The 21,409-nt window shown below is 38.1% G+C and carries 21 protein-coding genes; 1 reads left to right on the top strand and 20 read right to left on the bottom strand.

Annotation, left to right across the window (positions count from 1 at the left end; all coding sequences use genetic code 11):
- Nucleotides 1-53: 53 nt before the first annotated feature.
- On the bottom strand, nt 54-1,400 hold the full coding sequence (locus tag KQI66_RS04855; RefSeq protein WP_216427556.1) for an MATE family efflux transporter: 1,347 nt from the start codon (nt 1,398-1,400) through the stop codon (nt 54-56).
- Between the two features lie 112 nt (nt 1,401-1,512).
- On the opposite strand from KQI66_RS04855, the gene KQI66_RS04850 reads away from it, so the two are divergent.
- The gene (locus tag KQI66_RS04850; protein WP_216427555.1) at nt 1,513-2,379 is read left to right on the top strand and encodes a LysR family transcriptional regulator; all 867 of its coding nucleotides are present in this window, start codon (nt 1,513-1,515) and stop codon (nt 2,377-2,379) included.
- Here KQI66_RS04850 and yfcE read toward each other — a convergent pair.
- The 19 genes from yfcE to KQI66_RS04755 all read right to left on the bottom strand — a co-directional run bounded on the left by yfcE (nt 2,376) and on the right by KQI66_RS04755 (nt 21,388).
- On the bottom strand, nt 2,376-2,915 hold the full coding sequence (gene yfcE, locus KQI66_RS04845; RefSeq protein ID WP_216427554.1) for a phosphodiesterase: 540 nt from the start codon (nt 2,913-2,915) through the stop codon (nt 2,376-2,378). The two genes, KQI66_RS04850 and yfcE, sit on opposite strands and share 4 nt — an antisense overlap.
- Nucleotides 2,916-2,927: 12 nt before the next feature.
- A complete protein-coding gene (locus tag KQI66_RS04840; RefSeq protein WP_216427553.1) occupies nt 2,928-3,452 on the bottom strand; it encodes a YgjV family protein in 525 nt (174 codons plus the stop codon).
- Between the two features lie 89 nt (nt 3,453-3,541).
- Nucleotides 3,542-3,958, bottom strand: a complete 417-nt coding sequence (locus tag KQI66_RS04835; RefSeq protein WP_216427552.1) for a hypothetical protein — start codon at nt 3,956-3,958, stop codon at nt 3,542-3,544.
- A gap of 281 nt (nt 3,959-4,239) precedes the next feature.
- Nucleotides 4,240-4,722 carry a low molecular weight protein-tyrosine-phosphatase gene (locus tag KQI66_RS04830; RefSeq protein ID WP_216427551.1) on the bottom strand — a complete coding sequence of 161 codons (483 nt, stop codon included), beginning with the start codon at nt 4,720-4,722 and terminating at the stop codon, nt 4,240-4,242.
- Between the two features lie 246 nt (nt 4,723-4,968).
- Nucleotides 4,969-6,294, bottom strand: a complete 1,326-nt coding sequence (locus tag KQI66_RS04825) for a 5-methylcytosine restriction system specificity protein McrC (RefSeq protein WP_216427550.1) — start codon at nt 6,292-6,294, stop codon at nt 4,969-4,971.
- Nucleotides 6,281-8,371, bottom strand: coding sequence for an McrB family protein (locus KQI66_RS04820; RefSeq protein ID WP_253287678.1), 2,091 nt, complete (start codon nt 8,369-8,371; stop codon nt 6,281-6,283). Before KQI66_RS04820 ends, KQI66_RS04825 begins: the two co-directional genes overlap by 14 nt.
- Nucleotides 8,372-9,249: 878 nt before the next feature.
- Nucleotides 9,250-10,257: an aspartate--ammonia ligase gene (gene asnA, locus KQI66_RS04815; protein ID WP_216427549.1), complete on the bottom strand. Its 1,008-nt coding sequence runs from the start codon at nt 10,255-10,257 to the stop codon at nt 9,250-9,252.
- A 16-nt stretch (nt 10,258-10,273) separates the two neighbouring features.
- Nucleotides 10,274-10,675, bottom strand: coding sequence for a hypothetical protein (locus KQI66_RS04810; RefSeq protein WP_216427548.1), 402 nt, complete (start codon nt 10,673-10,675; stop codon nt 10,274-10,276).
- Between the two features lie 56 nt (nt 10,676-10,731).
- Nucleotides 10,732-11,229: a prolyl-tRNA synthetase associated domain-containing protein gene (locus KQI66_RS04805; RefSeq protein ID WP_216427547.1), complete on the bottom strand. Its 498-nt coding sequence runs from the start codon at nt 11,227-11,229 to the stop codon at nt 10,732-10,734.
- Between the two features lie 9 nt (nt 11,230-11,238).
- Nucleotides 11,239-12,081 carry a 16S rRNA (cytidine(1402)-2'-O)-methyltransferase gene (gene rsmI, locus KQI66_RS04800; protein WP_216427546.1) on the bottom strand — a complete coding sequence of 281 codons (843 nt, stop codon included), beginning with the start codon at nt 12,079-12,081 and terminating at the stop codon, nt 11,239-11,241.
- Between the two features lie 9 nt (nt 12,082-12,090).
- A complete protein-coding gene (locus tag KQI66_RS04795; RefSeq protein ID WP_216427545.1) occupies nt 12,091-12,834 on the bottom strand; it encodes a tRNA1(Val) (adenine(37)-N6)-methyltransferase in 744 nt (247 codons plus the stop codon).
- Nucleotides 12,835-12,836: 2 nt separating this feature from the next.
- Entirely contained in the window at nt 12,837-13,709 is an 873-nt protein-coding gene (locus KQI66_RS04790) for a PSP1 domain-containing protein (protein ID WP_216427544.1), read from the bottom strand.
- A complete protein-coding gene (locus tag KQI66_RS04785) occupies nt 13,687-14,697 on the bottom strand; it encodes a DNA polymerase III subunit (RefSeq protein WP_216427543.1) in 1,011 nt (336 codons plus the stop codon). The genes KQI66_RS04790 and KQI66_RS04785 overlap by 23 nt, the downstream gene beginning before the upstream one ends.
- Nucleotides 14,690-15,325: a dTMP kinase gene (gene tmk / locus KQI66_RS04780; RefSeq protein WP_216427542.1), complete on the bottom strand. Its 636-nt coding sequence runs from the start codon at nt 15,323-15,325 to the stop codon at nt 14,690-14,692. The genes KQI66_RS04785 and tmk overlap by 8 nt, the downstream gene beginning before the upstream one ends.
- A gap of 165 nt (nt 15,326-15,490) precedes the next feature.
- The gene (locus KQI66_RS04775; RefSeq protein ID WP_216427541.1) at nt 15,491-16,477 is read right to left on the bottom strand and encodes an electron transfer flavoprotein subunit alpha/FixB family protein; all 987 of its coding nucleotides are present in this window, start codon (nt 16,475-16,477) and stop codon (nt 15,491-15,493) included.
- 16 nt (nt 16,478-16,493) lie between these two features.
- The gene (locus KQI66_RS04770; protein ID WP_216427540.1) at nt 16,494-17,282 is read right to left on the bottom strand and encodes an electron transfer flavoprotein subunit beta/FixA family protein; all 789 of its coding nucleotides are present in this window, start codon (nt 17,280-17,282) and stop codon (nt 16,494-16,496) included.
- An 18-nt stretch (nt 17,283-17,300) separates the two neighbouring features.
- The gene (locus KQI66_RS04765; protein WP_216427539.1) at nt 17,301-18,446 is read right to left on the bottom strand and encodes an acyl-CoA dehydrogenase; all 1,146 of its coding nucleotides are present in this window, start codon (nt 18,444-18,446) and stop codon (nt 17,301-17,303) included.
- Nucleotides 18,447-19,091: 645 nt separating this feature from the next.
- A complete protein-coding gene (locus KQI66_RS04760) occupies nt 19,092-20,351 on the bottom strand; it encodes a DUF362 domain-containing protein (RefSeq protein WP_216427538.1) in 1,260 nt (419 codons plus the stop codon).
- 14 nt (nt 20,352-20,365) lie between these two features.
- A complete protein-coding gene (locus tag KQI66_RS04755) occupies nt 20,366-21,388 on the bottom strand; it encodes a hypothetical protein (RefSeq protein ID WP_216427537.1) in 1,023 nt (340 codons plus the stop codon).
- Between the last annotated feature and the right edge of the window lie 21 nt (nt 21,389-21,409).

Genomic DNA, 21,409 nt, shown 5'->3' with positions numbered 1-21,409 from the left:
AATGCCTTCATTCTTTTTGTTGAATGAAGGCACTTAATTTCAAGCATTATTATTTAATTTTCGGCTTCTTTCGGCACTTTATTCCATTTTCCAGTACGATAGAAAAGTATGGATATAACCGTTGCTATCGACCAGCCAATAGGCCATGCCATCCATATACCCGATGTGCCGAAACCGGTGCCTGAAAGTATTTTTGCAAGCAAAACTCTTAATATCATATCGGTAAATGTTGCAATCATAAATTTCTTCATCATTCCGGCGCCTCTGAGGACACCATCGGCAACAAGTTTAGCTGATATTACAAAATAGAAGGGAGTTATTATTTTTATAAACTGCAATGCCGTATCCATTGCCGGACCTGTCGGGCTTTCCATGAACAGATATACAAGGTATCTGCCTCCGACAAGATAAAGTATTACAACAGGAATACAGAGCAGCCATATGAGCTTTAAGCCTGCCGCAAAGCCTTCCTTAACTCGTCCAAGCTTACCGGCACCTACATTCTGTGCCGTATAATTGGACATACCGTTTCCGAGTGTTGTAAACGAGGTTATAACGAGGTTATTCAGTTTTACCGATGCCGCATATCCGGCAATAACGCTTGCACCGAAGGAATTGATTATACTCTGTATTATTATGTTTGCAACAGAAACAAAACTCTGCTGAAGAATACTGGGAATTGCTATTATAGATATATTTTTCAATATAGTCCAAGAGAATTTCTGTATTTTACCTTCAGTTTCTACTTTGGCAAGTCTGCGTAAAACGAATATAACCGCAAGTATACAGCTTACGCCCTGACAAAGGAACGTTGCCCATGCAACACCGGCAACACCCATATTTAAAGCTTTTACAAACAAAATATCCACAACTATATTCGAAGTTGACGAAGCGGCAAGGAAAATAAACGGTGTTTTGGAATCGCCCATTGCCGAGAAAACTCCGGTTGACACATTATAATAAAACATAAACGGCAAACCAAATATGTATATATCGAGATAAAGCTTTGAATCGGCAATTATTTCCGGTGGTGTATTTATCAGATTAAGCAATGAATCACACAAAGTAAGTCCGCAAAGCATAAGCACTCCGCATAAAACCGCAGAAGCGATAAGCGTAGTATATACTGCTGTTTTCATTGTTTTAAAATCCTTTGCTCCGAAAAGCTGGGAAACTATGACTGAACAACCTATATTGCAACCAAAAGCAAATGCAATGAATATAAGCGTTATTTCATAGCTATTTCCTACTGCTGCAAGAGCATTTTCACCAATAAATTTTCCGGCAACAAGGCTGTCCGCTATATTATAAAGCTGCTGGAACAAAATACTTCCGACCAAAGGCAGGCAGAACTGCCAGAGTATCGTACTCGGCTTACCTACCGTCAAATCTTTATTCATTATTACTACCCCCTATTTTTGTTGAACCTCACATATTTTAGCATTGACCAATCATAAATACAAATATATAATTTATATAAAAATAATAACTTTTAGTTATGAAAGGCTTATCATGGAACTTACACAGATTAAATACTTCAAAACAACAGCCGAATTACAGCATATAACAAAAGCCGCAGAGATTCTTCATATCGCACAGCCGGCATTAACCAAATCAATACACAAGCTTGAACATGAGCTCGGTGTTCCGTTATTTGCCCCAAAAGGGCGAAACATAGCTCTCACAGAATACGGAAAATACCTTTATGAAAGAATTATTGAACCGTTAAATGTATTTGAAACACTGCCGTCCGAAATAAAAATGCTTGCAGACCAAAACCGCTCCGCAGTAAGATTAAACGTATTAGCGGCATCAACATTTGTCACTCAGTGCATAATTGAATACCAAAGAAAAAATCCCAACGTATCATTTTCAGTCGTGCAGAACGAGAAAACGGATTTATGGGACGTAAGCATAGGAAACTATAATAAAAATGATGAGAAAACGCATGGTTCTTCAATAACGGTAACGGAAAGAATAATGCTTGCCGTACCGGAAAACAGCAAATGGACGGATAAAAAAGGCGTTATACTGTCCGAGCTTGGCTCGGAAGGCTTTATAAGTCTTGCCGGAACACGAAGATTCCGCATGTTATGCGATGATTTTTGCAGAAAGGCCGGTTTTGTTCCCAATGTTATATTTGAGAGCGACAATTATGCCGCAGTGCAAAACTTCATTGCATCGGGAAACGGCATAGGTTTCTGGCCGGAACATACATGGGGAACAACCGTAAACGGAGTTAAACTGCTCCCGGTCATATCACCGGAATGCAGCAGAGAAATTATAATAGTAAAAAATTCCGACCGACTTTATGACGAGCAAAGTGCGGTAAATGATTTTTATGATTTTCTCACAACCCGTTTCAAAAGTATAGTTTAAAACTTATGATTCATATAGACTTCGCCGTTAGTAAGGTCTTTCCATTCAAGACCGTTATCGTTCATAACGATATAGCTATGCGGCGAATTCTGCTTCGGGATTGACACAGAGCCGGGATTTACATGGAGTATCCCGTCCTTTTCCGTATTTTCAGGTATATGTGTATGTCCGAAAAGAAGGATTGAATCCTTACGGATATTTTTGAAATTATCCAAATGATGTCCATGTGTTGCATATATCGTTTTATCGCCGACACATATTACGGCATAATCCGCCAATACCGGAAAATTCAGAACCATCTGGTCAACCTCTGCCTCGCAGTTGCCTCTTACGCAGATTATATCATCGGAAACAGAATTAAGCATTTCAATAACCGCTTTAGGTGCATATTCTTTTGGCAGGTCGTTTCTCGGTCCATGATAGAGAAGGTCGCCGAGAAGCAACAGCCTGTCCGCTTTTTCCTCTTTAAATTTTTCTATAAGCATTCTGCAATAAAAGGCAGAGCCATGTATATCTGACGCTATCAACCACTTCATTATTTATCTCCTTTAATTTATATGTGCAGTTTCTACTTTTTTAGTCTTGTGATAGTTTATTATAGCGATTATATCCGCACCGATAACAACGGCATCACATACAGTTGTTGAAAAGTCCTTTATTATGATTGCATATATAACCCATATAAGCTCATTTACCATTATGCTGTATCTTGTTCTGTGCGGATCCTCGATATAATAACAGCACAAGGTATATTCAGCAGTAGCAATAACCGGCAAAATGCCTATAAAGCCCATATTATTGGTCATAACTCCCGATACAATAACCACAAGAGTGAGCAGATATGCAGTTCTTTTGGTGAACATATCCTTCATAATAAATATACAACGCAGACAACAGCAAACAAGCGTTGCTATTGCGGCATACGAACCAAAGAAATATGATGCCACACCGTATGTAAAGCAATTCAAAAGCTGTAAGCGAAATATCTTTTTTCTTTCCTTCGCATAACAGCTCATTCCGAGAAATACTGCCGATATAAAAGAAATTATGTTTCCGATTATCAAATTTGTCATTTTCTTATGTCCTTATCATTACAATTTTAACAATATTATGTAAATAAATAGCATTTCATAATTGAATGCTATTTATTTTATTTAGTAAATTATTCTATTTCAACATATTTAATTTTTGTTTGATATTGTAAAACTAAATTACACATCTTTATTACCATTTCATCTCCATTTTTTTCAATATTTCTTGGATCGATATTATCTATACACAATCTATCTATTGTTACAAAGCCATGGCGACAAATATTTTCCCTATCCTTATATTTTTTTTGAAATATGACTTTTGCTGTCATTTGAAATGTTTTATTTTCTATATTTGAATAGGCAAAAGTTGGTATACACAAATAATCTATAGTTAAAGGAGTCATACCCTCTGCCTTTCCTTTTTGTAAAAATGGTAATAAATAATTATAAAAGCGATCATTTTTTTCAAATTTTGCTTCAAATACTTCCTTCGTTTTTATAGCTTCAAAATTAGCTGATATAAAATAATAACTATCAAAATCCATTATATAAAACCTCCCTATAATAAATATTAATTTATTACATAATTATTCAAAAAAGTTATCCATTCATTAATTTTAAATATACTATTTTCTATTCTATAATTTATTTATACTAAATAGTTTTTTATTATTTTGTATTTTATTGTCCTTCACTTATCTATACAAAAGTAAACAATTAACAAGATATATGAACTTAAAATCTATTAATTTTATTATCTCACAATTATCAATTTTTTATAAAATAATCTTAAATATATCTTTAGAATAAATCTTTCATGCAGTTCTTAAAATAAGAATTTATACATTTTATCTTCAAACTTAGAAACATTGCTTAAAAAGCCTTTTAAGCCTCTTTCAATGTCATTATAGGCAGTCACATACTCACCCGAATACCATGGATCGTCTATATCACCCGGATTCTCGGTATAATCCAGCAAAAGATGAACTTTGTTTTCGGTATCATCGCCGATTATGCGTTTCAAGCCAATCAAATTATAGGCCTCCATTGCAATTATGTAATCATATTTATCATAATCCGATTTTTTGATTTGTACAGCTCTTTTTTCCGAACAATCAATTCCATGCTCGTTCAAAAGCTTTCTGCATGGCGGATATACGGGATTTCCATGTTCTTCATTGCTGACTGCCGCAGAGGCAATATAAAATTTGTCGGAAATACCTGTGTTAGATACCATTTTCTTAAATATAAATTCCGCCATTGGCGAGCGACAGATGTTGCCGTGGCAGATAAATAAAACTCTAATCATAAATTTCTCCTATCATAAAAAGCCGAGAAATGCCGTGTTTTGGGGCATTTTACCGACTTGTTTCTTCTAATATAAAAGTTACATTTTAAGTGCCGATTTTGCAAAATACGACAAAACAGTGCAATTCACACACCTCATTCGTAGTAAAATCGTAGTCAAAATTTTCAGGATTACTACTCTGGATTTTGCACCCCCTTTGGAGTATTTCTAAACCGAGGGGGTGCATCGTTAAAAGGTATATTTTTCCTATTTCACGGACGTTAAAATTCCATCAAGGAATTTGATTTCATTACATCGCATCTGCTCTGTGAAAGCACTATATACATCTATCCCTGTAGGAATCTGAAATCCGTGCTTGATGAGACAAATATCCTCTCGAGCCTCTACATTCTTCTCATAAGTCGAACCACGGTTGAGCCACATAACAGCATCTTCTTCCTCTCCCATTTCAGGATAAAAATAAAATCCCTTCTTGGCATCAAATCGGAACATATATGCCAATACTTGCAGATAGTCCTTGTTTCCAATATTATCAATCGGTTTGTACTTCGCATCTGCAATCACTCGTGCCTCTGAGTCTCTGCTGATGAAGTCTGGGTAGATAAGTCCGCGATTATGGTCAAACAAACGCTGAGAACCTTTTGTAGCTTTGTTCATCGGATGATAGAAAATCTCGTCCACAATCGAATTCATATACTCTTCCCAAAGCCATGCGCCATCAAAGAGCAATCCATATACCTTCTTGCTTCCCATTCCAATCTGATGTTTCTGATGCTGTAAGATAAGTAGACACAAGTTCTGCAGTTCACAATATTCTCGGTAATATGCGTGTCTAATGGTATTGGTCTTATTTGCATCAATAATCTTCTGTCGGTTACACATCTCGTAGTTAGAAGTGGCCGCTACAACATCCTTGACCTCATCCTTAGCCTGTGCAAGCAGTTTATGTCCGTATGGCTTGTGTTTGATAAACTCCACCGTATGACGGATTAATTCCATCAAATCATTATCAAAGGAATACTCCCTCTGCGAATATGCTACATTACCAACAAACGGTGTATTCTTAACAATGTGTCTCGCTATTTCTATCGTTCCCTTAACATTGCTGTCATTGTATGTTTTTCTCACATAAGTCTTAAAGACACCCTTACGCATGGCACTCTTTAAGTAATATGGGAAGATAAAAACAAGCAGATTGAAAACACGATCATCATTGTTCGCATCTGTTTCCAAATCTACAATATTCGGGACATCAAATACTCTCTCAAGCAAATATTGAAATAGGAAGTCCCGCTCATTACCACTAAATCTTGATTCAACTATGAGTTTCTCATCTCCAAGTCCCATGAAGCCCATGACATTGCTCGACAAATAATAATTGTTTACACTTTGTAAAATCATCTGGTCTTTTGTAATATCATCTGCATCTCTAAGAATTTCCGGGAATACAAATACCCCCTCATTCTCCAACTGCTCCAAAGTTTTATCTGCAATTTTGCTTGTCAGAAGTGATATGCCAGACAATGACGCCTTAGGTATTCTCGAATTATCTTTTATTTTAATTCGACTCATCTACATCAACTCCATCCGACTTTCCTTGGTTATATGCTTTCTTAAATCGCTCCATAATACCTTCTTCATCATACATACCATTTATGTATTCCTGTAACAACGGATGTAGGTAATCTGACCATAACTGGTCAAAGTCAATATTCTTCAGCTTCAAGAAATAGGATGCACCAATCTGATAGTTTTCATTCAGACCTTCTGTTGCTGCAATTTCCACATTCAAAGCTGACATTCTGGCAATTGCCTCAGCCTCTTTCTCTTCGTTGTTCAAGTTAGCAAGCATCTCAAGACGCTCATCTGCACGAAGCTCCACAAAACGGAATCTTCGTCTCATAGCAAAATCAAAGCTGTCTACAGATCTGTCAATATCATTCATCGTACCAATGATATAAACATTGTCTGGAATATAGAATTTTTCATTGCTATCAGCATGAAGGTTTGCATATTGGGTGGAAACCTCTCCTGCCACACCTCTATATCCCGGATCAACAGCAAAGAACAACTCTCCGAAAATCTTAGATATCTCACCACGATTTATCTCATCAATGATAAATACATATTTCTTCAACTCTTCCTGTCTTATAATCCTTGCAGCCTTTTTCTTTTTCTGAATCTCGTTAAAAATAACAAGATTGTAGGAATATCTCTGCTGTGTAAAATTGATATTAAAAAATTCCGTAATATCTTTTAATTTGTTAAATTCTCTTCCAGACTCTAACATCTGTCTAATTTCAGAAATATTCAATCGGATACTGTTGATGGATGCATTTTGTGGTATTGAAAGATAAATATGCTCATCATTGACATCTGTGATTGTAAATTCTGTACCCGTTTTGGTCTTGAATATGTTATTTCCTGTGTCCACATCATCAAAGAACTCTTTCATTGCTTCTTGAACAGATAATTCCTTTGCAATGACCTCTGTGGACTTTTTAGAATTCTCATAGTTTCTTCTAGCCTTATCCACGAATTTCTTAAACACGCCATCCTGCAATTCAAAACCCATAGAACCATCTTCATTCGTCTTTGGACGGAGTCCTTCTACGAAATCCGAATAGTCATAACTTGGGTGAAATTGGACAAACTCTACCTGTTGCTTTTGCTCATCTGTGAGCATCGTATAATCATCAAAATAGCCATTGCTAATAATGTCAGCAGCAATTTCTTTTGCAAGATAAGTCTTTCCCGTTCCTGGAGCACCTCGGAATATAATGTTTTTAGATTCCACAAGCATAGTAGAATATGGATTCAGATAGCCATTAAATTCTGCTGGTTTTACTTTCTCTACAACTGCTGCCTTTTCCTCCGCATTTTCCTTCTCGTCCTTCTCACGATAAACCAATTTGAAGGAATCTCCCGGATTACCGAAACGTGTCAAACACTCCTGAACAAATCTAAGAGTTGTAAAGATATTCCATGAATAAATTACAAACTGTCTGCCATCATCATAATCATACGACATTGTATTGAACGGATTTATATTGTGTGCTTCTGCTTCGTCCTTGCTGTAATAAATTCCACGAATCATTTCCTTGTCTGGAGCGTATTGACAAATTGGAAACTGTTCTTTTTCTTCTACTGGCAAGGCTGCAATCTGTTTTTCATAAATTTGAAATGCAATACGTGGTAAAGTTTGGTTTGTATTCCGTCTCTCACCTTTCCCATAATTTCTTTTGATAACAGTTCCATCGACAGCAACAAATGATGCATCCAAAGGCTTGAACACATCTCCTGCACTAATATTATCCATAGTGAATGAATCATCAGTAGAAGTAACAGAATCTGATGTTATAGTAATCTCGTATTTTGTCTGCTTAATCTGAATCTCATATCCTTTTGCAGTAAGATAGTTTTTTGCTTCGACAGCATTATATCCAGATACATCTATCTCTGCACCATTCTGCAAATGATTTGCTACTGCGATGACATACTTTGGTGGATAGGTATTACCGTTTTCCCATACAAGCTCATACTTGGTACGCGTATTGTGCCAAGGAACTCCATTCTCATCAATATATTTAATAGCCTCTGCTATAAATTGTCCGTCAACTTTTGGGACTGCCATGATAAGCACCTCCATTTTAATGAATATACAAAATTCATTATATCACTAAACAGGTGTTTTGACACCCACAATCGTTAAGTGGTGCTAACACAAAAAGGCACCCAGGCATTTCTGCCTAAGTGCTAATTTTATAACTCAATACAGTAACTGTCCATTTACCTTTTCCTTATTCTGCATCAAATAAGAATCTGGAAAATCTTTAAAGTATTGATCATCAATATAATAAAAATGTCCTATTTCCATTTCTTCTCCTATCGTCAAAAAGAGGCTCCGTCCTCTCGAACGGAACCTCAAAACATTTGAACTCGACCTTTTCTAAGTCGCATATCGAGTAGCGACAAACATTTGAACTCGACCTTGTTTGAGTTGCATACCGAGTAGCAACAAACATTTGCAGTAATCTCTTACTGTACTTAAAGTACACATTCAAATGTGCCGCCTGTCAAGGTCAAATATAAGTTCAAATCACAGCTTGCGGCTGCATTAATATTATATGTCCGTATCCAACTAGATATTCATTTTACACGATACTGCTATACTATTCAACGATTGCACACTATATAACGATAGCCCCTACAATTTAACGATTGCTACTACCGTTAAAATCTGCACTTCTACATCGGCTCATTTGCATTCCCTCATTCGTAGTATTACTGTAGTCCCCAAATGCTCTAACTACCAGACTATACCCCGTTTTGCCACATTATTCCTTGATTTATAAGGCTTTTCATAGTCCTGCCGTGGCAGATAAAAAGTATTTTTATCATAATATCGAACCTCACTAAACATATGATTTTCTCTACTAATTTTGTAACTATACCTTAACATCAAAAAGAAATAAGCATCCCAACCGCAAAGTAAAGATGCTTATTTTCTTCATTATCTCTAATCAATTACAGCAGCATAATTCCTGCTTTTTCGCATGCCTCAACTGTTTTATCGTCCCACATGCTTGAATGAACCTCACCGATATGAGCCGTTCCTATCAAAAGCATACAAAGTCTTGACTGTCCGATACCACCGCCGATAGTGAGCGGAAGCTCGCCGTTAAGGAGCATTTTGTGGAATGGAAGGTTTCTTCTGTCATCACAACCTGCTATTGTGAGCTGTTTGTCAAGAGATTTTTCATCAACTCTGATACCCATTGAAGATACCTCAAAGGCTCTGCCGAGAACATCATTCCAGAAAAGAATATCTCCGTTAAGCTCCCAGTCGTCATAGTCTGGTGCTCTGCCATCATGTGGCTTACCTGACTTTAATGCACCGCCGATTTTCATAAGGAACACTGTTTTATGCTCTTTAACAATGGCATTTTCTCTTTCATGTGCGTCCATATCAGGATACATATCCTCAAGCTCCTGTGTTGTTATGAAGAAAACATCTCTGTTAAGCTTTGTTCCGAGTATAGGAAATTCATTGAGAAGCTGTCCGTGAGTATCACAGATAGCATTGACAATTCTCTTTACCGTATCTTTAAGATATTCAATATTTCTGTCTTCTCTGCGAATAATTTTTTCCCAGTCCCACTGGTCAACATATATTGAATGAATGTTGTCAAGCTCTTCATCACGTCTGATAGCGTTCATATCTGTGTAAAGACCTTTGCCTACATAGAAATTATATTTTTTAAGGGCAAATCTTTTCCACTTTGCAAGCGAATGGACAACCTGTCCTTCTTTGCCTGTTGCAGGCACATCAAAGCTTACCGGGCGTTCATAGCCGTTAAGATTATCGTTAAGTCCCGATGCTTCGTCAACAAACAACGGAGCCGAAACTCTTTTAAGATTAAGCTGGCTGCTGAGATGATACTGGAAATTTTTCTTTATAAACTCAATAGCTCTCTGCATTTCATAAATTGTTAAAGGGCTTTTATATCCCTCAGGAATGTAAACACTGTTCATAATACACCTCATTATATTAAAGAATATCTTTTTGCTGATTCATAGAAACCATTTCGGTTATTTTTCTTATTTCATGGGCAACAATACACTTATTTGTAACGATACATATGATATCCATATCGTTTTTTCCTACAAATTCACCCTGGAATACCTTCTGCTGCATTGTTGTTATTCTTACAATCATGCCCTTTTTGAACACATTTCCACCGAAGCTCATTGTTTCTATCGGAAACATTTTTGAGCATCTGTCCATAATGGATTTTCTATCGGCATTTTTTATGTCCATTTCAAGCTCATCTTTTTTAAGTACATTGTTTCTGAAATTTCTGACTCTCATAATAAGATATGTTATAAGAAATGCAAGCACAGCCGCATAAAAATAATCATAACCGCTAAGCACCGCAAGCTTATCAAGCATAGCTGTCAACTCCTTTCCGTGATATTATGCTATTATACATCTTTTATGATATATTCTCAATCCACAGTTACAACAGTAAAATCATGTCCGCATGCCGGAATAATTTTTTCAAGCAGATCCTTTGTTTTTAGAACTACCGTTGCTGTATTGACACACGGATGCACAGCTATCTTTTCCATATTTACCACATCCGAATCAATCAACAGCTTTACATTATTATTTTTATCATTGATAAGCCCCAACGGGCTTACGCTGCCGGGCTTTATATCAAGAAACTCAAGCATATGCTCATCATCGGCAAAGGTCATTCTCGGAACGCCTATCTGCTTTGAAACCTTTCCGGTATTGAATTTTTTAGAGCCTACCATTACAAGAAGATAAAACTCTGTACTGTGTCTTGTGCTCAAAAACAAATTTTTACATATTTCAAGACCTATCTTTTTATCAAGCTCCTCTGCCGCAGCTATCGTCATAAGAGGCTCGTGCTCATATCTTGTATACTCAACGCCGAGCTTATCAAGAAAATCGTAGGTTCTTTTTTCCTTATCTTCCATATTTACGTCTCAATCCTTATTAAGATAAGCATATATTTCTCTTTTGGAAACTCCTCTGTCCTTAGAAACCTTCTTCATTGCCTCTTTTTCGGTCATTCCTTCGGACATATATTTTTTCATATGCTCCTCTATTGTTATGCTATTCCAGTTATCAATTTCCTCCTGTCGCAGCTCCTGTTCATTTTTTCCGCCGACAACTATAACAAACTCGCCCTTCGGCGGATTTTCCTTATACCAGCTGAGCAGACAGCCGAGAGTATCGTGTCTTACCTCTTCATATCGTTTTGTTATCTCTCTTACAGTTGTCGCCTCACGGTCACCGGCTGTTTTTAAAAGCTGTGCTAATGTATCCGTAAGTCTGTGCGGTGCTTCATAAAACACCGTTGTTCTTGTTTCCTTTTCAAGATTTTTAAGCACAGCGGCTCTTTCCTTTTTATCAACGGGAAGAAAGCCTTCAAACACATATCTTCTTGCATCCATTCCCGAAAGCACAAGTGCCGATATTCCGGCAGACGCTCCCGGTGCTATTGTTACGGGTATGCCTTCCTCACGACAGCGTTTTGCCATATCTTCACCGGGATCCGATATTCCCGGCATACCGGCATCGGTAACGAGTGCAATATTTTCTCCTGCCTTAAGCTTTTCAATCAGCTGAGGGCCTTTTACGGCATAATTATGCTGATGATAGCTTGTCATAGGCGTTTTTATTTCAAAATGATTAAGCAGCTTAAGTGTATTTCTTGTGTCCTCAGCCGCAATTATATCAACGGTTTTGAGTATTTCAATAACTCTAAGCGTAATATCTCCGAGATTACCTATCGGTGTAGCACATAAATATAATGTTCCGCTCATATATCCACCTTACTCATAATATATCCTGTGTATTTCCTCTGTATAGCTTCCGTCTTTATTATAAACAATAAGCGGAGCCATAACCTTTGTCATCGGTCTGCCGTTTTTAACGGCCTCTATAAGCACCATAGTTGGTTCTCTGTCATAATATGAATGTACAAATCTGAGCGTTTTAGGCTCAAGCTTATATTTTCTAAGCGTAACGATAATATCCGCAAGCCTGTGCGGTCTGTGAACCATATACAATCTGCCCTGTGTAACCAGGAGTCTTGCCGAGGCATAAACAACGTCCTCAAGCGTACAGAGCACCTCATGTCTGGCAATGGTTTTCGGAGAAAAATCGTTTTGCAAACCGCCGCCTTCATTCATATACGGCGGATTTACGGTAACAACCTCAAAGCTTGAAGGTTTATACAGCTCATCAATATTTTTAATATCGCCTACATTTATCGTAATTTTGTCCTGAAGTCCGTTAAGCCTTACCGATCTTTCTGCCATTTCAGCACTTTCGGGCTGTATTTCAACGGCATTAAATGACGCTGCCTTTGTTTTTGCCTCCATAAGTATAGGTATTATTCCCGTACCTGTACAAAGGTCAATAACTCTGTCACCTTTTTTCACCTTGGCAAAATCGCTTAATATAACCGCATCTATACCGAAGCAAAACCTCTTGGGATCCTGTATAATCATATATCCGTTTCTATGCAAATCGTCAACACGCTCATATTCTTTTATTTCAACAGAGTACTCCATAATTATTCAACCACATCTTTATTTTTAGCCGATTCTTCCTTTTTCTGTCTTTGTTTTTTTGACTTAATAACTGTTATTTCTTCAACGGAATAGAAATCTATTGTCGGAGGATCGTTTTCCTTCTTTCTTACTGCCGCCTTTACAACCTGCATAAGCACATTTGTGGAAAGTATCTCGCCTGTTCCGTCAACAGTACTTATTATATCGCCTACACTTGGCATCTTTTTATTGAGCTCCTCGTAAACGTCCTCTTCATATTTAAGGCAGCACATAAGTCTTCCGCAGATACCGGAAATCTTTGTAGGATTAAGCGACAAGCTCTGTTCCTTCGCCATTTTAATGCTTACAGGCTGAAAATCGCCGAGGAATGTGGCACAACAAAGCGGACGTCCGCAGATACCTATACCATTCATCATTTTTGCTTCATCACGGACACCTATCTGGCGAAGCTCAATTCTTGTTCTGAACACAGCCGCAAGCTCCTTAACAAGCTCACGGAAGTCAACTCTTTCATCAGATGTAAAATAAAATATAAGCTTATTATGGTCAAATGTTATTTCAACATCTATAAGCTTCATATCAAGACCATGCTTTGCTATTTTTTCCTCGCATACCGAAAAAGCCTCTTTTTCTTTATTGCGGTTTTCGGCTTCGCATTCATCATCTTCCTTTGTTGCCACTCTTATTACCTTTTTAAGCGGCTGAACAACATCGTCATCGGCAACCATTGTGTTTGATTTTATCGCAGTACCATACTCTATTCCACGTACTGTTTCGACAATTACATGATTGCCTTCATTTATTTTAAGACCGTCCGGATCGAAATAATAGAGCTTTCCGGCTTTCTTAAATCTAACTCCTACTACTTCTATCATTAACTAACTCTCCTTTTATATTTATAAAAAGCATCTCAAGTGCAAACTGTGAGTTTACATTCTGTTTAAGATACTTCTTTGTTTTCATTATAAATTCGGGTACACCGCACAAGGCCTCATAGGAATTATTTCTTGCCTCGTCAACAATTCTGTCTGTCATATCCTTTTCTATTATGCAATTTTTATCTTCGGTAATTTTATAAGCAAGAACATCTCTCTGCCAAAGATAAATCATATCCGTTATATCTGCCGCATCATTATTTGCCGCAAGCTCCTTAGCCGCCTCGGTCAAAACATAATACGGTGCATTTTTTATTCCCGAAAGCGTTTCGATAACCTTTTGGCGCATAGCGGAAAATTCTTCGGACTCGGCAAAACGGATTGCCTTTCCTATGCTCCCCTGTGCGTATTCGGCAACCATATCTGCCTGTTCGTCCGCAAGCTTTCTTTCAAGCAGATAATTTTTTATTTTAAAGGCCGGAACCGGTTTGATATTAAACAACACACATCTCGACATTATTGTAGGCAGGAAAGCATATATGTTTTCCGCAAGAAGGAAGAACACCGCATATTCGGGAGGTTCTTCAAGCGTTTTAAGAAGTGCATTCTGTGCCTGCTGTGTCATTGTGTCGGCATTGGGCATTATATATATTTTATATCTATGGTTATAAGGCTTTATATTTACCGTTGATGTAACCTGTTCCCTTATATCGTCTACGGAAATGCCCTTGGTTTTGACCGGATGGACATATATAATATCCGGATTGTTTCCGCCGTCAAAGGTTCTGCACGATATACATTGGTCACAAGGCTCATCACCACCGGTTTCGCAAAGCAATGTTTTTGCAAAAGCATTGGCAAGCATTTTTTTGCCGCCACCTTCTTCTCCGGCAATTATATATGCGTGTGAAATCATTTTATTTTTCAATACACGCCTTATACTTTTTATAATCTGTTCATTTCCGATTATGTCACTGAAATTATTCATAATATTTTCCTTTAAGCAGACCGTCGATTATCTCTATAACCTGTCTGTTTATATTTTCGACAGTATCATCGGCAGAAATGACTTTTATTCTGTCGGGATACTGACTGCAAAGCTTTTTATAGCCTTCGTATACATTAACATGAAAATCAAGCTTTTCCGACTCAAGGCGGTCAAGCTCTTTCTCGTTTTTCTTTCTCAATATGCCTTTTTCCGGCGGCAAATCGAAAAACAATGTCAAATCCGGCATAATTCCGTTAAGAGCAAAGCTGTTTATCTGCATTATATTATCCGTTCCAAGACCTCTTGCCGCACCCTGATATGCAATACTCGAATCAACAAAGCGGTCGCAGATAACAACTTTTCCTTCGTTTATTGCCGGAATTATTTTCTGCTGCACATGCTGTGCTCTTGCCGCTGCATAAAGCAGAGCCTCGGTCATATCCGTCATTTCTTTATTATTTATATCAAGTATTACATCTCTAATTTTTTCGCTTATTTCAGTGCCGCCCGGCTCTCTTGTGAAAACAACATCACAATTTTTTGTTCCGAGATAATCCATAAGCAGCTTTAATTGTGTACTTTTACCTGAACCGTCGGTTCCTTCGACAGTTATAAACTTTCCCTTCATCGGAATACACCTCAAATTTAACCTAATAATTAATTATATCACAAATCATCATACTTCGATACAGATATATTTTCATACGTTACCATTTTATAGTTTAACATACATACACGCAAAAAGGAACCCTGCATATGCAGAGCTCCTTTAAGAAAGAATATTTTATTTTAATTATCTCTTCTTTAATGCTTCAATAAGCTTAGGAATGATAGTCTTAACGTCGCCTACGATACCAAGGTCTGATACGTCGAAGATAGCTGCTCCGTCGTTCTTATTGATTGAAATAACAACTTCTGAGCTTTCCATACCTGCAACGTGCTGGATAGCACCTGAGATACCACAAGCAATGTAAAGGTTAGGTCTAACTGTCTTACCTGTCTGGCCTACCTGATATTCCTTACCGATCCAGCCAGCATCAACAACTGCTCTTGAAGCTGCAACTTCACCGCCAAGAAGGTCAGCAAGTTCTTTAAGAGTATTGAAGAATTCAGGTGAACCGATACCACGACCGCCTGATACAAGAACCTTAGCTTCTGTAACGTCAACGATCTTCTTTGTTTCCTTAACTTCTTCAATGATTTCAATATTCATATCAGCAGGTGTAAATTCTACCTTGAAAGGTACAACTTCGCCTTTTCTTGCTGTATCTGCTGCAAGTGCTGCCATAACGCCGGGACGTACAGTAGCCATCTGAGGTCTGTGGTTTTTGCAGACGATAGTAGCCATGATGTTACCACCGAATGCAGGACGTGTCATGTTAAGAAGCTTTGTGTCTTCAGCGATTTCAAGCTTTGTGCAGTCTGCTGTAAGACCTGTGTGAACTCTTGCTGATACACGGGGAGCAAGGTCACGGCCGATTGATGTAGCTCCGTAAAGAACTATTTCAGGATCGAATTCTTTAATGATAGCTGTGATTGCCTTTGCGTAAGGCTCTGTTGCATATTTTGCAAGCATAGGATCATCAACTACGATAACTTTATCAGCACCGTGCTGGATAAGTTCTTCTGCTTTAGCTGTTACACCGTCTCCTAAAAGAATTGCAACAACCTGTTCGTTAAGGTCTTTAGCAAGCTTTGTTGCTTCTCCAACAAGCTCGAATGCAACCTTCTGTATATTTCCGTCTCTCTGTTCTGCTAATACATAAACATCTTTGCTCATCTTAGTTCACCCCTCATCAAATAATATGTTTTTCTTCCATCTTAGCAATGATTGCCTTTACTGCATCGTCTGCTGAAGCATCTTTTAATACTTCACCGGCACCCTTAGCCTGTTTTGTAAAGGACTTAACAACATTTGTGGGAGATCCCTTAAGACCGATGTGTTCGGGATTAAGTTTATCCTTAAGTTCTTCAAAACCAAGAACCTTGATTTCTTTAGCATAAGCGTCGATTGTTCCGCCTACTGTCATATATCTGGGCTCAGCGATTTCTGAAAGAGCTGTGATAAGGCAAGGTGTTTTAACTCTGATCTTCTGGTATCTGTCTTCGAACTGTCTCTTAACGATGAGGCTGTCACCGTCTGCTGTAAGTTCTTCAGCATATGATACCTGAGGAATTCCAAGGTGCTCAGCGATCTGAGGACCAACCTGAGCTGTATCACCATCGATAGCCTGACGACCTGTGATGATTACATCATAGTCAAGTGTCTTGATACCAGCTGCGATGATTGTTGATGTAGCAAGTGTATCTGAACCACCGAATTCTCTGCCTGAGATGAGAACTGCATCGTCACAACCCATAGCAAGAGCTTCTCTTAATGCAACGTCTGCCTGAGGAGGTCCCATACATACTAATGTAACTGTACCGCCAACCTGCTCTTTAAGTCTTAAAGCAACCTCAATACCTGCTTTGTCATCAGGGTTGATGATACTGGGAACACCATCTCTGATAAGTGTATTTGTTTTAGGATCAAGTTTTACTTCCGCTGTATCCGGAACCTGTTTAATACATACAACTATTTTCATTGTTATTTTCCTCCCGAATTATTTAATCTTCATTGCTCCAGAGATAACCATCTTCTGAACTTCTGATGTACCTTCATAGATTTCTGTAATCTTAGCGTCTCTCATCATTCTTTCAACAGGATATTCTCTTGAGTAGCCATATCCACCAAATAACTGTACGCAAGTTCTTGTTGTTTCATTAGCTACATCTGAGCAAACGAGCTTAGCCATTGCAGCCGGAACTGAAATAGGATCGTGGTTATCTTTTGCACAAGCTGCTCTCCAAACAAGAAGTCTTGCTGCGTCAACCTTAGCCTGAAGCTCTGCAAGTTTGAACTGTGTATTCTGGAACTGAGCAATTCTCTTACCGAACTGTTTTCTTTCGCCAACATATTTAACTGTTTCGTTGATAGCACCCTGAGCGATACCAAGAGCGATAGCAGCAACACCGATACGTCCGCCGTCAAGAGTCTGCATAGCGATCTTGAAGCCTTCGCCTTCTCTACCCATAAGGTTTTCAGCGGGAACGATTACGTTTTCAAATGCAAGCTCGCAGTTTGAAGCAGCTCTGATACCCATACGAGGAATGTCTTTACCGATTGTGAATCCGGGCATACCCTTTTCAAGAATGAAAGCTGAAATACCCTTTGTTCCCTTTGATTTGTCTGTCATGGCAAATACAAGGAAAATATCTGAGAAGCCAGAGTTTGTGATGAAAATCTTAGCTCCGTTTAATACGTAATGGTCGCCTTCCTTAACAGCAACTGTCTGCTGACCGGCAGCATCTGTACCTGCGTTAGGCTCTGTAAGACCGAAGCAGCCATATTTCTTACCTGATGCAAGAGGTTTGTAGTATTTTTCCTTCTGCTCGGGTGTACCGAATCTGCCGATTGCTGTTGTACAAAGTGATGTATGTACTGAGCAAGCTGTAGCTGTACTTGCATCTACCTTAGCAAGCTCTTCAATGCAAAGAACATATGAAAGTGTGTCAGCACCTGCACCGCCGTCTTCCTTAGGGAAAGGAATGCTGAGCATACCGAACTTAGCCATCTTATCCATGATGCTAACATCATATTTTTCAGCCTCATCCATATCAGCTGCTTTAGGTTTTACCTCAGTTTCAGCGAACTTTCTGTAAAGCTGCTGCTGGAGTAAATGTTCTTTAGATAAATTAAAACCAACCATTTTTTAAGCCTCCTATTATAATTAAAATAAAATATTTTACATTATTTATTACTCATCTAATCAATTAATTCCTTCTCCGCAAAGTCGCTGTGCGGAGAAAGAACTATACATGAATAAAAGAGTGTCCGTTAAAAGAATGAGCGGGATATTTACAATATCTCATCTGCTTTATTCTTTATGGTAAACATTCTATCACATTTGTTATTTTTACGTCAATAGCTTTTGGGAAATTTGCAATATTTTTAACAATTCCGTTATAACTTTTTACTAAAACATATTTTCGTAGTCTGTTAATAATCACAATCTATATTTAAAATGGCAAATATAGTCTTATTTTTTATAAAATAATCATCATATTAAATATTATTCTATAATTTATGCCATTTTTATCGAGTCTCATTTTTTATACTTAATATTATTTTTTATACAAAATAATCTGTGCACATTGTATGCTATCACTTTGTATTTAGTTGAAACTAACTTTTTATATATATTTAATGTCAATATTGCGGAATATTTTCGTTAGTTTTATTGCAAACTTTTAATTTTTTATTTATATAATATTAACAACTCATAGTAACCAAAAACCGCCTGCACAACTGTGCAGACGGCAAAAGGATAGAAATTTAAGGTTTCATTAACATTTTAACATTCCATTGTTAAATCTTCTTTGTCATCGAATGTCCACTGAACATCTTCTTCAAGAAGCTCAACCTTATCTTTTATTTCATTATATACTGCTTCCGAAACAAGGAGCTTGCTTATATGGAGTGTGTTCTCACATACAATAACTCTTGCTTCTTCGGGTTTAACCTTGCCGAGTGTCTTAAGAGCAACGGCAATGGTTTCTTTTTCTGTTGCAAAATGAGGCGGTACTTTTCCTCTTTCAAGATATGTTGTAGGAACAAGGTTAATATACATAGCCTCGTAATCAATCATATCCACAAGCTTCTGTGTTGTTAAGTCTGCAAGGCCGATTCCTACCGCATTGCCGTAAGAATTAGGTGAAAGTCTTAATATAGCAAGCTTATTGATTTTAGGTGTTTCGGGTTCGGGCACACCTTTAACCATAATTCTGCCTATAACCTTTGTATCAACGCCTGTGCCGCTGAACATCTTACCCATTTCCTTAACAATAAGAACATCAAGCTGATCTACAGGGAAATGAGGAACCTGCTGTTTTGCAATATTAAGAAGCTTTTTCTCTTCCTCAAGGAAATCTTCGGGCTTGAGAGCCTTAATCATATATGTTTCGTCCATTGAGTTTTCGATTATTGCAAGACCTGCAAGATAAGGTGCTTTTTTAAGCGATACCTTGAAGGAAAGCGGAATGGTTTCTCCGAGGTTATAGCCATGCATAGCTGTTGCGCCTTTTTCCTTGCCAAGGCCGACAGTACACATCTTAACAACGCCGCTTTCGTTTTCGGCAAGGAAGTCTGTATGAGGTTTAACTCTGTTTACAACAATAATTCCGGCTGCACCGTAAGCATTTTTATCAAAGTATACGGGAGCACCGTTTTCAGCATCTCCGAGATATACAGGCTCCATATCCGAACGGATTTCACAGCCCATTGTTTCTTCGCTTATGCCGTATTTTTCAAGAACATGAATCTGTCCGTCTGCTGTTGCTCCGCCATGGCTGCCCATTGCGGGAACAATGAAAGGCTTTCCGCCGTGATCCTTAACGTAATCAACGGCAGCCTTAACGATTTTATCAATATTGTTTATACCTCTTGAACCGGCACAAACTGCTATTTCACTGTCTTTTTTAATCTTTTCGCCAATCCCGATTGCATCAAGCTCGTCATAAACAGTCTTGTTGATGTCAGCGAGCTTTTCTGAGTTTAAATGCTGACGAACCTTATACATCTTTGGATATGTAAAATTACTTTCAACATGATACATTGTAACTCACCTCATCAGCATTCCGCATATTTAACCTGTACAAGGTCTTTTGAATCATAGATTTCATAATCCTCACATCCGGGGATAAGCTCGTCTGCTCTTGCAATGATTTCTTCGGGTGTAAGAAGAGGGAATTCTGAATGCATCCACTCTTTTGTGAAGCCGATGCTTGCGAGCTCTTCATATGCACGATCTGTAATGTTATCGAAATCAATATCCTTATGGAGATATTTAGCTACTGTAAGAACTGCAGGTGAACCGCCGATGTCACGTCCGGGAACAAGACCGCATTCAAGAGCCTGGATAATATATTTAGCAAGTACAGGCTTTTCGGCGCAGATGATAGGAATATGTTTCTTAAGTGTCTTAGCATATTCTCCTGAACCGTGTGCTGTATCACCGCATCTATACTGTCTCTTAGGAACGATACGTCCGTATTCTTCAGCAACAACCATACCGATACCAACTGAGATAACCTCGCCTGTGTAGCCGAGAAGAACCTTGCCGCCTCTGAGGATTTCAAGCTGTCCGAGGATAGGGAGAAGGATTTCTTCCATTGTTACAATGTTCATCATCTCTGTTGCAGAGTTGTTGTTTGATGCACGGCCTGTTATAACTACGTTATGTACGGGAATAATCTTTTTCTTGTAATCGGGGCCCATGTAAAGTGTTCTGTCAGGATATTTTTCTCTCCATACCTTTAAGTGAGGCTCTCTCTTAACATCCTCGTCTGTGTAGTTAAGAGGAATCATTTCAAGATAACCGAAGTCTTTGTTGATTCTGCCTCTGTCCGATGCAGCCATTCTTATGATTGTACCTTCAACAACGATACCATCGCTTGTTGTTGTAACTGCATCAAGGTCAATAATGTTAAGTCCGGCAGGTCCATCAATTGTCTTTGCAACTGCCTCAAAAGCTTCCTTAGGCTCAAGTCCGCATTCTTTTACGTCTTTGTAATCAATTAATACTATGTTAAGAGGAATAAGCTTTCCGTTAAGCATTCCCTCCGGTATCATTCTATATTTTAACTGTGCCATAACAATTCCCTCCTTAAATAA

Source organism: Anaerotignum sp. MSJ-24, assembly GCF_018918145.1.
Taxonomy (GTDB): domain Bacteria; phylum Bacillota; class Clostridia; order Lachnospirales; family Anaerotignaceae; genus Metalachnospira.
This window is presented reverse-complemented; position numbering and strand designations above follow the sequence as displayed.